Annotated in this window: 9 protein-coding genes; all 9 read right to left on the minus strand. The window is 34.6% G+C overall.

The genetic code is table 11. From position 1 onward, the window contains the following. Window positions 1-155: 155 nt before the first annotated feature. A complete protein-coding gene (locus ACOMCU_RS22360; RefSeq protein ID WP_421051431.1) occupies window positions 156-920 on the minus strand; it encodes a RecB family exonuclease in 765 nt (254 codons plus the stop codon). 169 nt (window positions 921-1,089) lie between these two features. After that, window positions 1,090-1,824 carry a hypothetical protein gene (locus tag ACOMCU_RS22365; RefSeq protein ID WP_421051432.1) on the minus strand — a complete coding sequence of 245 codons (735 nt, stop codon included), beginning with the start codon at window positions 1,822-1,824 and terminating at the stop codon, window positions 1,090-1,092. 37 nt (window positions 1,825-1,861) lie between these two features. After that, window positions 1,862-2,965: a phage recombination protein Bet gene (gene bet / locus ACOMCU_RS22370; RefSeq protein WP_421051433.1), complete on the minus strand. Its 1,104-nt coding sequence runs from the start codon at window positions 2,963-2,965 to the stop codon at window positions 1,862-1,864. Between the two features lie 662 nt (window positions 2,966-3,627). After that, window positions 3,628-10,545, minus strand: a complete 6,918-nt coding sequence (locus ACOMCU_RS22375; protein ID WP_421051434.1) for an S-layer homology domain-containing protein — start codon at window positions 10,543-10,545, stop codon at window positions 3,628-3,630. Window positions 10,546-10,756: 211 nt separating this feature from the next. Next, window positions 10,757-11,656 (minus strand): tyrosine-type recombinase/integrase, encoded by a 900-nt coding sequence (locus tag ACOMCU_RS22380; RefSeq protein WP_421051435.1) that lies wholly within the window; start codon window positions 11,654-11,656, stop codon window positions 10,757-10,759. A 50-nt stretch (window positions 11,657-11,706) separates the two neighbouring features. Beyond that, window positions 11,707-11,883 carry a hypothetical protein gene (locus ACOMCU_RS22385; protein WP_421051436.1) on the minus strand — a complete coding sequence of 59 codons (177 nt, stop codon included), beginning with the start codon at window positions 11,881-11,883 and terminating at the stop codon, window positions 11,707-11,709. Window positions 11,884-11,909: 26 nt separating this feature from the next. Further along, window positions 11,910-12,227, minus strand: coding sequence for a hypothetical protein (locus ACOMCU_RS22390; protein WP_421051437.1), 318 nt, complete (start codon window positions 12,225-12,227; stop codon window positions 11,910-11,912). 36 nt (window positions 12,228-12,263) lie between these two features. Beyond that, window positions 12,264-12,599, minus strand: a complete 336-nt coding sequence (locus ACOMCU_RS22395) for a hypothetical protein (RefSeq protein WP_421051438.1) — start codon at window positions 12,597-12,599, stop codon at window positions 12,264-12,266. Between the two features lie 87 nt (window positions 12,600-12,686). Beyond that, window positions 12,687-13,688, minus strand: a complete 1,002-nt coding sequence (locus ACOMCU_RS22400) for a hypothetical protein (RefSeq protein ID WP_421051439.1) — start codon at window positions 13,686-13,688, stop codon at window positions 12,687-12,689. Between the last annotated feature and the right edge of the window lie 10 nt (window positions 13,689-13,698).

Below are 13,698 nucleotides of genomic sequence, written 5' to 3' on the forward strand. Positions count from 1 at the left end.
ATTTAATTTAACAAAAGCTTTCAATTTATCTTTCATAATTTTCAAGGCAGCTTCATAACGTTCAATTTCTTGTGCTAAATATACTGCATCTTCCATCGTTGTATTTTCTATTGTTTTCTTTGCTAAATTTGTCATAATGACACTCCTTTTTAATTTTAATTAGTAATATTCGCATACTTATCAACACATATATAAGCAAAAGGACAGTTAGCACACCTCATATTTGCTCTTGCTGGGAAAGCTTCTTCTAATGACTGGCCACATCGAAAGTTTTCCAATGATTCCAACGTTTGATTAGCTAAACCTAAAGCCCAAATGCGTGCTTTTTCCATATCCTTTTGATCAAACAATGCTGTTTTTTGATTGTTTCTATAGAACCGCAAGAAATACAGAGTTCCTCTTACAGATGTAACATTGTAGATTTTACCGATTGCCCAGGAATATAGCGGAAGCTGCATAGTTTCTAATGGATCATACATTACTCGATTAGTTTTCCAATCAATAAAACTATGATTTCCATAAATAATACTGTGAACATCTACAAACCCTTGCACATAAGGAGAGTTCTGATTATCTTCAAGTTGTAACTTGAAATGAATCTCTGTCTGTACATTAGAATTTATAGCTTCACCTCTTTCTACGTCAGCTCTGCGATATACTTTTTCGTATTCCTCTAAATCAAAAGGATAATAATCTACTTCTTTCCAACCTGTTATGAGAGCCTCTTTATCTCCTGCACCCTTCATCTTCTCCTCAATAGCCCTATGAGTTGCTTTACCAAAGGCAAGTGGTAAACTATCCACTGTTTCAATCTCTTCTACATATCTAAGGAAATAAGCAAATGGACAATCCTCATATAATGTGAGTCTTGAAAAAGAAAACGTTCGCTCTTTCAATAGCTTTTGGATACGGACTTCCATTCTTATAAACACTCCTTTTAATAAATAGCTTTTTTATAAGGACGTTTGAATTGTTTTTGGATTAAATAAAAAGCCTCTCTGAAACTGCAGTAGCAGTATACAAAGAGACTAATTTTCGATTTCGGCTTAATTTATCTACTACAATCTGAATAAAAAATCATCTTCAGAATTAAATTACACCTTTTAATTTTTTTTGATTTTCACTTTCATTTTTCGATAGAAAATAAGTGAGTAATACATACTTAACTACATCTTGCATAGTATTATCTCCAGTAGAAAGGCTACATTTCCATGCCATTCTCGCAATTTCTGTTCCTTCTTTTGCCCATGTAGTTCGTTGATTTTCTTCTAAGATAAACTGTTCGAGTAGTGTAGAGAATAAACAATAAATTCCCGTTTCTTCTACTGATTTCATTATCCATTCAAGCAAAGTACCTGTGCGTTTTGGATCGTCGATATGCGCAACTACCATAAATAAAGCAAAATATTTTACTTTTTCGCTATATTCATAATCTCGCCAGTCTCGCAGCACGTCGTCACGTTTTTTTATAAAATCTTCACGGCTTTTACGTTTATATTCGTTCCAGCCAATTTTACGCAGTTGTTTAGGTGATAAGTATTCAACATAGTGTCGTTTCTTCTGATTATCTCCGAAGTATTTCACTCGAACTTCTTGGAAAGTACGATTCGTTAATCGACTTTCAAATTCAAGTACACCGCCACTAGCCTTACAGAGCCAACATTTGAATACATTATTTTCTGTATTCATTGAAAGCTTGTATTGGTTTGCTGATTTCTCACCATTACAAAACGGACATTTTGCATAAACTTCTTTTTTATTTAATGAACGAGGATTAATTGTTAAACAATTTTCCTGAGCAACGTCAATAATTGAAGGCAACATTACGCATATCTCCTTTCCTATTCAATTTTCATTAATATTAAGCAGCCGCTAATACTTTTACACTTTTCACAAACTTAAATCCTTGGTGAGATTCAACTTGTGCTGAAAACTTTACACCATTTTCGAATTCATCGAACAATTCAATGTTTTCTTCAGCAGCAAATAACATCTCATCTGTACCACGCATATATGCATAGACTTTTAAAAATTTCTGCTTATTTGTTGGAGACAAACTTAAATCTGATTTCACAAAAGTGTAAACATCTTCTCCATCTACATCTCCATCAATTACTGTTGAATTAATCTTTGTTTGTTCAATAGGATTTGTATTCGTTTCTACAGCAGCTACATTTTTACTTTCTGATTGAATTGCATCATTTGCTACTTCTTTTTCTGAAACGCTAGTAACCAATTGTTGAGGTTCTATAACATTTGCCTCTGATGAGATTTTATTAGTTTCATCTTTTAACTCATCACTAGTGTTTTTTTCGCTGTCTACTTTTGAAGATTTACTGTTTCCTTTTTTAGGTTGTTTTGATGATGTGTCCTGGAGTGCAGCCGCTTGCAATTCATCTTTAAGCGAATCTGGCTGGTCTTGCTCTTTTTGCTCAGAACCAGGTTCCTCATATTCGTTAAACTCATCCTCTGACCTAAAGTTTACGCCAAGAGGAAATGCACTACGAATGGCATTACTTTGAGCTACTTTTTTAATCATTGATGAAGGCATTTTATTCCAAAGATCATTTTTGGAACCTAAAGCCGTTTTGTACTCCATGTAATTTACAAATTCCATTACATTTCCACGAGTTTTTGTTTTAAGAACTGCCCATGCACCAATTATTTGACCACGATCTGCACTAAATTTGTGCTGAATAACTTCATTGGCAACATCAAATTCAAAATGATCATTTTGATGTACCACACCAGCATTCATAGAAACAAAATCCTTTTGACGATGTGCGTGTTTTAAAAGACCATCACGAGTAACAATATAAGAAACTTTTCGCCCCTGCTTTGTCTCGTAAGATTGAATCAAAATATCTCCTTGTAGAGGGTTTAATCCATACACTTCACATACCTCAAAAAATGCATTCGCATCGTTATCATTGATTTTTGAATCTGCCAATTTTGTAGCATACATTAGGCTTTTTTCCTCAAATGTGATGTGAATTCAAATACTTTTTCCATCTTAAATCTCTCCCTTTAATTTTTTATGATTGGTTATAAAATATAAAAAAGCATATTTCGCCTGTAAAAACAGGAAAATATGCTTTAAATACCCACTATTATTCACTTTCATCAACATTTTCTGCTCATAGTTATCCTACGGGAAAACGTATCACTCTAACTTCACCTTGTTCTTAATCTGCTCACCTTTCGGTGGGATTTAAACAAGTTTCATACATTCAATAACTATCTCTAGTATAAGTGGTAGTTATTGAAATTTCAAGATGAATTATGTATTATTAGAAATTTAAACATGAAAAAAACGCCTGTTTCCGCAGACGTTTTTTAACCAATCATAAAACAATTAAAAGTCAAGTATCCATTACTGTTTGGCTTCCTGTTCGAAACCATAAAAGGTAATGAATAACTATGTGTTTATCTTATCAGTAGATAAAACGTATTTCAATAATTAAAAAGCAAATTACTAACATTTCCCTGACGAACGTTTAAATTTAAAATAATTTCTTTAAAAAGGAAGGTCTATTAATTTAGACCTTCTTTTGGGCGTTTTTAATTGTGATTTCCTAGTTCATCTGCATTTTTCATCTCATTTAAGAATACTTTCCATGGTTCAATTTAAAACAATCCCCCTTTTTCTAATGTATTTAATAGTACTTTGGCCATTTGTGCACGAGTTATGTTTTCGTATGGATCAAAGTTATTATTAGCTTTACCATCAAAAATTCCTAGTGCTTGCATTGTTCCTACAGCGGACCAAGCTTCATCTGATATTTTGTCTGAGTCGCTAAATGTAGGGCTATATCTTCCTTTTTCTACTTCAAGGTAATCCAATGCACGGTCTAACATTAAAGCTGCTTGCTGACGTGTTAATGTGCCATATGGATTGAATTTTGTAGTTGTCACACCTTTAATAATTCCTGCATCGAATAGAGCTTGAACGTCATCAGCAAACCAATCTTTGGCTTTTACGTCTTTGAATGCGTTTGTACCAGTTGCTTCAATTCCTAAAGCTCTAGCCAACATCGAACTAAATTGCGCTCGTGTAAGATTCTTATATGGGCTGTAATAGCCTTCTGAAGTTCCAAAGACAATTTGACGATTAGCTAGTTCTTCGATGGCATTTTTACTAAAGACTCCTTCTATATCTTTAAATTTAACTATTTTTGTTGAAAAATAAAATTCACCTGTTCGTTTTGTTTTAAAGCTGATATTAGATTTTTCATATTTGAACGGCACAGATGTGTATTTATCATTTTCATAACGTAGTACATAAGCTTTCTTATGCACTTTTTCAACTTCTATGTTTTGTTTAAACGAGTTAATTTCATTACCATCTGCAAAAACACGTAATTTATAATGGTTGTTTCCTTTATTTGTCCATTCTACTTGCCACTCTTTAGCCTTGAGCTCGAATGGTACAGTGATTTTAACACCATCTTGCTCAAGAGTAATATAATCATTGGCTGGATTCTTTATAATCCACTTGCCTTCTTCATGATCTATTGTCTCAGCTACCGTTCCCGTTTCGGGAGGTACAACCACTGGCGGCGGCTCCGGTTTCGGCTGCGGATTCACCACTGGCGGTTCCGTTACAGGTGGATCAATCACCGGTGGGTCTACAGGCGGAACTACCACTGGCGGTTTTTCAGTAGGATATACTGGCGTCAAGTCAGGTTTTCCATCGTCGGTTGTTCCAATTTCATCTATACGGTATCCTAGCTCGGATAGTAACATTTCTTTATATGATCCATCGTGAAGATTAACCGTAATATATGATTTAACATCTTCTTGGTATTTTTCAGACAAATTTTCTTTGTAGGCTTTAACGCTAGCCAAAGCGTAAAATGTTTTAAATACATACTCTGCATGATTTTCATTTTCAGTGCCCCAAGTTCCTGAATAAGGAGTTGCAGTTACACGAAGGAAGTCGTCATTTAATGATGCAATCAACATTTTTGAACGAACAAGCGCTGTCTCCTGACCAATTGTTTGTTTAGGTTTTATTAAAGCCATTAATGTATCTTTAACAGTTCCATTGTCCAACATTGATATTTTAGTTTCTGCTTCAATACCTTGCTCATAAGCTGCATGAATAGCGTCTAGAACAACCATTAATTCATCATTCGTAAAAGTAGCCACGCCTTTGTCATTCGCATAAGCTTGTACATGTTGGATATATAAAGCTAAATTATCTGAATCTACATTTGTTAGTCCTGGTACCATTTCATTTAGGGCTTCAATTGTTAGTGCATTGATTTCAATTGCGTCTAAATTATTTTCTTGTGTTTCAGGTTTTGGTTCACCGTCTTCACCTTCAGTAGACTCTCCTGTTTCAGGTTTTGGTTCACCTTCTTCCTTTAGACTTTCTTTTACACCAAAGGTAATTGTTTGATTCGCTGTATCGTCAGATAGAGTAAATGATTGAGTATTATCACCAACAACCTCATAGCCTTCAGGAGCTTCCGCTATGACTACAACTTCACCATAAGCTACATCAAGTACCCAATTTTCATAAATCATTTTGCCATCTTCATCTACATATTGAATGAGATAATTGCCTGTTGATGCATCGTCAGATACATCTTCAAGTATCCCTTCTAGTTCTGCACGAATTTTTTCCTCTGAAACTTTTAAAGCAACCGCTATTTCTTGAATAACCTTTTCTAAAGCATTGTCATCATGTAGATAGTCTACAACTGAACTAAGAGCGGTTGGCTGTGGATAGCTGTGAAGAGTCGGTAATGTTGATGCTGCGTATTCTTTTTCATATGCAGCAATGTAATTAGGTAGCATTTCACGTTTTGCAAATTCTATAGCATTGATTACCTTCACTACCTCAATGACTTGCTCTTTGGTTACTGAATCACCTAATTTCCCAATTTCTTCTTGGTATTCAGGCATTAATTCTTCATACACTTCTTGATCAGTGTAATCAGCTAATTCTTCAGCAGTAACATTATCCAAATCATTTATAATTTTATCCAATAAGTCTTTAACTTTGTTATCAATTGCTATCTGAAGAGAATCTAAACGAGCTTGTAATGTTTGTTTTTCAACATTATTAGGCAGTGCATCCACAAGTACCTGTGCTTCATTCTTATGCTTTTGCATAAGGCTAATTTCTGCTTTGACAACAGCTTTATCTGCTTCAATGAATTTGTTTAAAGTATCTAAACGTTCATTTAAAGAATCCTTTGCTTTTGAATCTGGTAATACATCTACAAGTGCCTGTGCAGCTTCAATATCACTTGATTCTTTAGACTTTTCTGCTTGTTCGACTGCTTCTTCAGCTACTAGGTATGCATCAACATGTTCTTCTAATGCGTCTAAGCGCTCCTGTAATTCATTTTTTAATGCACCATCTTCTAGTGCATTAACTTTCTCTTGAGCTTGTTCTTTATCTTCTTTTTTTAATGAATCCTCAGCCTTGCCAACAGCATCTTTGGCTTGGTCCTCTTTTGATTTATTATCAATTTCAGCTTGTAATTTTGATAAACGATTTTCCAGTTCTTCTTTTTTCGGACCTGCGGGTAAAGCGTCTACAAGTATTTGAGCGGCCTCTTTATCTACTAGAATTTTAGTAGTTTCAGCTTGCTCAACAGCAACAATGGCCTCTTTTAATTTGATTAGGGCATCTAAACGACTTTGTAATTCTATTTTCTTCAGATTAGTGGCATCGATTGCATCTACTAATGCTTGTGCAGTTACTTGGTCTGCTTTCTCTAAGGTAGATTCCGCCCATTCAACTCCCACAATGGCATCAATAACAGTTTGTACAGCTTCTAAACGATTATTAAGGTTATCTTTTGGTGTACCTTCTGCTAACTTATCTACTAATGCTTGTGCCGTGTCTTTATCGGCTTGCAAATACGTTACTTCTGCAGTCATTACGCTATCAATCACACCGTAATAAGCAATAGCAGCATCAAGACGGTCCCTAAGTTCTTTTTTAGCCGACAACCAACCGGGTACTTTTTCTAAGCTTAATTCCGCGTTCGTCAGGGCTTCTCCCAGTGCTTCTTTAATATGAATGCCTTCGGCCTTTTCAATTGCATGCTCAGCTTCTTTAATGACAGCATTGAGATTTAACCAATTTTGATAATCCTCAATTGTAGGTGTTTTAACTTTCCCAGCTTGATGAGATGCTACATAATCATCAATGATTACTTTTAAACCTTCAATATTACCAGGTGTTACACCAACAACGCCTGCCCAAGTAAAGTCGTCGTCAGTAGCGAGTTTATAATTATTAATTAACCAAATTAACCGATTATTTTGTACTAGAGATTTCACTAAAGTTTCAAGGTGACCGTTCTTACCGCCAAGCTTAGTGGCCTCGTTTTCAACTTCTCGGATTTGTCGTTCTGACGAAACATTGACTTGAATAGCCATAGTCTTGTCAAATAGTGTTTTTAAAGTTGAAATAGTTGTTAATTCGATGGTATCAAAAGATTGATTTAAGTCTGTCTCTAGTGCTTGTACAAAGCGTTTAAACATTTCTACATCGGATACCACAACAACTGGCTTATTTGTAATTACATACGTTTTTTCTGTTAATTTGTCTTTGGCTACAATTGTTATATAATCCTCATAAACACCATCAGCTAAATCAAACGAAACATTAATTTTACCATCTGTAGTAGTTATTTGTTTTGTTTTCCCATTAAAGGATACTGCTACGTTATGCGTTGTGTCGTTTGTGTCTTGAATAGATGAGACAACGTTTAACGTACCGTTATTGATATATTCATATATATCGTCCAAGACGATAATATCAGGTATACCGTTATCCAGGTATGCTTGCATGTCAGTACGTAGTTGCCCTATCCACAAAGCTTCAGTCGCTTTGTGTCCTTCTGATTTTTCAGTGGCATCATGTGTATCGTTATATTCAATGACTTCCTGCATGGCTGTAATCAAAGTATTCATATACTGATTCGTTAATTTAAATGGAACATCCTGAATAACATCAGACAGCGCCTTATCACGATTAGCATCGCGCTTGAATACTTGACGATAGTCTAAAATGGAGTCCACACTTTTTACTGTAGTTAGAAGTTTTATTGATGCATTGACTGGCACTTTTGAATGGAATGTATCATTTGAGCTTGTCGTTACATCACTCATGAATACCTTCAAAGCATTTACAAAGTCTACTAAGTTCTGTGCATTTGTATCTTCTCCAAGGGGTTGGAATTCATCTTTCAATTCATCGTATAAATCACTGTGTTCTGGCAAAACATCCGTAACACCAAAGTTTTCTAAATCTTCCGGTGTGATTGTTGTTAAATCAGACATGTAATCCTTAACAACTTGTGTTAAACGATCTTGTAATGCTTTTTTGTTTTCTGCGTTTTCTACTACATTAACTTTGGCCTGCGCTTCATTGATTGTATTCCAGGAAACATTTCCACGCTCATCTTCCATTGCGGTAATATCGTCATTTGCATCGTGATAACGTTGTAATTCATTGATACGTTCCTCTAGTTCATCCTTTTTGTCGGATGTTATTAATGCTTCTACTAGCACTTTAGCCTTTTCGAAATCTGTTTTTAAAAGATTCTTTTCTGCGTTCTCTGTGGCAACTGTTGCAGTCACCAAATCCAAACGATTTTGCCAGCCTGTAAGCGTATCACTTTCTAAGACTGTTGCTGCCTTTAAAGAGTCCATTTTTTCAATGGCAGTTTGAATCGCTTCTGCTGTTCTGTGGGTTTCATAATCCAAAACCGATTTATAAGCGTTATAAAATGCTTCATGTTGCGCAGTTGTATAGTCGTCAGGGTTTTCCGAATGTGCGTTTAAATCCCTTTTATAATCAGCGGCGTTATCAACTTTAATTACGGGATGAGTGAATGTTTTCGCCTCACTATCTGTAAACCCATCGTTTGCTACAATACTAATAGCACTTAGGTGGAAACCATTTTCATACTCACTACCGTTTAATGTTGCTTCAAATGTATTTTCAACAACTGATGCTAAAGCTGTTTTGCCATTATAATTAGCTTTTACTGACATCGGTTGTCCATCGACATCTGAAATACGGCCATGTACAGCAAAATTTGTAGTATCATCTACAACATTAAATTTGTCAAAAGTATTAACGGAATCGACTTTTGGAGCACTATTTACTTTCTTGACATCAATGGTTTGTACGGCTTTATTGCCTTTGGCATCCTCTGCATACACAGTATATTTACCGTTTTCATTTACTGTAAATATATTATCTGTAACGGCTGTGCCATTTGTTGCAAAGTAACCTGGTGCCTGTTCACCTTTCGTATACTTTACATTTTTTATGGCAGATAAATCATGCACCCTTACTTCCACCGTCGATGTCTGACCGTAACTTTTTTGCTCTGTCAACTCTATAATTGGAGGTGTTACGTCCTCTGACAGAACTCGTTGCCCTCTCTCATACCAATATCCGTCTGCATTTTTCTCACCATGCGTATAGGCATTAATACCGCCTGATAGTGAACTGATAAAATTGCCCTTAATCTCATTAGCTTTGATGTCAGATTGTTCGGCTGTCTTAGAAAACACTCTCATTTCGGCATTATTTGGATACCCACTCATCCTTACTTGATTGTAGGTTAAAGAACCGCCATACAGAGTATAGAATTCCTTACCTTCAGGAAAATCACCCATATGAACAGGCCAAGGAGTAAAAGGATTTACCAATTCAAACCTGCCATTTACTATGGTGAAATCAAAAGCCACTTTAAATTCAGGAGAAGGGACACTACTTGTCCACATACCACTAGCATCTTCCACACCATGAATATTTCTATAATCGAAAGTATATTCTTTCTGTATATCAAACTTATTCCATTGATATTGTACTTCTCTGATTGTTTTCACTGTACTTGTGGCATATGAAGAAGTCTCTTGTCCATCTGATGCCATTGCTCTAAATTGTACTTGCGATTGATTAGATGGAACTGTATATAAATACGTAGAAGAACTACCTGTATATATAGTTGTCCATGAACTGTTATAAAGAGCTTGTAGTGTATATGTGATTGAATCGCCTTCACTATCATTAGAAGGGAAAGAAATATAATGTCTATCTCCATGTTCAACAAATTGTTGAGGTGGTACATTTAAGGATGGTGTAGATGGTGGAGAGTTAGCCCCTTTGTAAACATAATAGAAACCATCTGAATGAATACCATCACTAGGAAATGCATCGCTTTGAGAGGACTTTGCCGTCCCCAATGATTGCCCTTTTTTATAGGTAGTATTTAACCAATTAACAACATACCAAAGCCCTGTGCCTTCATCATCTTCTAATGTAGTTACGTTTCCACCTACAGCAATTGCGAAATTCGTTGCACTTGACCAAGTAAGAAATGTTTGTGAGGCCCATTCTTGAGAAGCAATAACAGCTTCATACTTATTCCATACATGGCTAGATGCTGCTTTTGCCTCCTGCACATTTACAACAGGACCAGCGGCCACTACAATAGCAGCGGAGGCCATTATTGCCTTTGTAACTTTTTTCTTTTTCCCTTTGTTTCCAACTTTCCCCAATATTTTTCGCTCCTTTTTCCGTCCTATTTATTCTTTTAAAATCTGATAATTTTAGTATTTATAAATCATTGCAAGGACTCCTTTCGGAATAAAAAAAAAGCACCGAATAAACGCACAAAAAGTGCGAATATTCGGTGCTTCCGAATTTTCCTATGTTTTCTAATATTATAACCTATTAAATAGTGCTAAATCAAGATTCTAATTATTTTACTTAAATATAATCATCCAAATCAGTAGAATCTAGTTTGATATAATGCTCTGAAATAGTTTGCACTGACTTATGACCACTTTGTCTAGCAATGGTCGCCAAATCTGCTTTGTTTCGATGCATACTTGTTATTTGAGTCTTTCTCAACGTATAAGGTGCAACATTTATCCATTTTTTTATGTTTTGACGATAGGTATTAGCGTTTATTTGAACAGCACTATAATTGCCCCACTTATCAACTTTTCCAACAAAGTAATCATCCGGAGCCAATTTAAAGCTAGATATATACCGTTGTACTGCAAATAATGCTTCCATTGTTAACCGCTTCCGATGTAATGTTTTTTGCTTAATTAACTTTACAGCGATTTCTCTTCTTGAAAAATCAAAGTCTTTTACATGAATGCGTACCATTTCAGATGGTCTATTTGCAGTTATAAGATTGACTAAACATATTGCATATATACGAATGTCTTCTGGTTTATCCGTATTAAATTTTTCAATCAATGATAAGGCTACTTCTTTCTGCATTGCAAAAGTAACAGGGTTGATTCCTTTTTTCTCTAAATAAGGTTCAAAATTATACAGATCACGAATGGCTTGAACGGATTCGCTAAATACTTCCGGCTCAATATTTCCTTGAATTCCAGTTAAATAGAAGCGGAGTGCAGCTACTTTACGATTCATTGTATTTAATCGAATACCTTTAACTTCGACTTCATGTAATAAATATTTTTCTGCCCCAATGAAGTCCATAGAATAGTGATTTAAAGAACACCATTTCTTAAATAAGTTGTATTCTCCTTCATAGTCTTTTTTCTTCTTTTCTTTAGTAAGTGCTTTTATTTCATTTATGCGTTTATCATCTTGAAAGTGACTTAATCTTATTATTGATTCTTCATTCATTTGGGGCACCCCATTAAAGATATTGCATATTTGCAATTATTATATATCCACTAAACTCTTTGGTTTTTAATTAATTTTACTACCCATATTAATAACATTACTGCTACACCCATTATTATACCTGATATGTATCTCATGACTAGCAAACTCTCAACCCATGCTGTGGCCAAAGAATAAATACTAACAATCACTAAGAAAGTGATCCAATTAAAAATTGAAAATTTCATAGTTCCACCTCCACCCCAATTACAAGTTAACTTCTTGTTAGTTGCCATTCTTGTTCATTTCTTTTAAAAACCTTTACTTTTTCACCAATTCCCAGTTGCGGTGCATTTTCTAAAGAAAATCTTTGCCAATAGGATGCTTCATTTATTTGAAATTCAATATCTATAAAGTAGAGAACTTCACGTGTAAAAATCGGAAAAATTTGTTTTTCTTCTACAAGAATCTTGTTTAATATCCTTCCATTTTCTTGAATCATAAATTCTGGATTATTATCTTTAGTCTTTTTTTGTTTAAACATAATGATTAATAATACTCCAAATAGAACTGCCAATATGAAAAAATTCACTTAGTTTTCAACCTCCCATTTCCCTCATGCTTTTTCTTAATTAACAAGAGCTGATTTCAGGAATACATCTTTTAATAAATCTCTTTTTGCATCTGTATAGCATGATAAAATATCAAGACTTTTCGCAATAATAGGAGAGTTGTCTTTCATCTTTTCCAAAACACCAGGAAACGTTCGTTGTACTTCAGACAGTATTGCTAATAGAGGTAATTTTTGCAACTCATCTGAACTATCTTCATTAGAAATATGTATTTCTTCTGCATAAACTAAAGCATTATTTACAAACATAAAAATCTCTTCTTCATTATTCAGATCCAAGCCATTAAATCTAAGTTGAAAATAATGAACTAAAGAAGCATTTGTTGCTGTCATTAATCATTCTCCATTCTTTTGTAAGTTTTGTAACAATTTATCACCATTAAACCTATAAATCCTATTTAAATATATTAAATTCTCTTTTTAATCATTACTACCTTTTTTTATTAAAAACAAAGTTGAATCGTCCTTATGACCGTCCGACTTTATATTGAATTTAATAGTCCCGCTAAATCGAGTTTTACCATCAAATAAAACATATTTAAGATTTTCTGTTTGAGAATGATTACGGATTAACTTTTCAAAATATAATTGTTCTTGAGTATGTAAATTATGAGATTCACAAATAGCTATCATCAATTTATCTTTATCGATATTTTTCGGATGATTACATAGAGGGCACTTTTTATTTATAAGGCCTACCCTTACTTGTAGACGTAGCCTGCATTTAAGACACTCATAAACACCATAAAGAACATCATTCTGAGAAAGTATATCTCTTCTCAGCACTTTCCACTTACCAAAAATATCTCCTGAAAAATGCCTAAGATCTGGTCCCCCCAATATTGAATGTATTTTCTTTTGAGATTCAGCTCTAGAACAACCACAGGAAGTAGATAATAACCTACTAAGGCTTCTATCTACTACGTCCCTAACAGTACCGCAATCACATTGGCAAAGATAGTATTTTTCACTTACACTTGAACTTACCTTATCTGAGGAATCAATTATAGTCCAATTCCCGTATTGACTACCTATTTGAAATGCCTCTTTACTAACATTACATTTACATGCCTTTTTCATTCTGCCACCTAAGTCTGTTCGGTAACCAGTAACTTCTTTTTTGCAATTGCTGCATTGGCATTTATATATCTTTTCAACTGCTTCTATGTCAAATGTGGAATCGGTGATTCTCCAACTACCAAACTTTGCTCCTACATGGAGTTCTTTACGCTCTTTACGACGCATACAACCACAAGAAGTAGAAAGGCCATTTACAAGAGATTCTTCACGCACGTCACTTTCTTTACCACAGGTGCACTTACACTTATAATAAGTAATTTCACCTTTTGTAAAGATTGCATTTTTTGATTCTTCTAAAACAGTCCAATAGCCAAACTTTTGTTCCTTAAATAAATCAATCAAGTTATTTCCC

This window comes from Lysinibacillus sp. UGB7 (genome assembly GCF_049058285.1).
GTDB lineage: Bacteria > Bacillota > Bacilli > Bacillales_A > Planococcaceae > Lysinibacillus > Lysinibacillus sphaericus_B.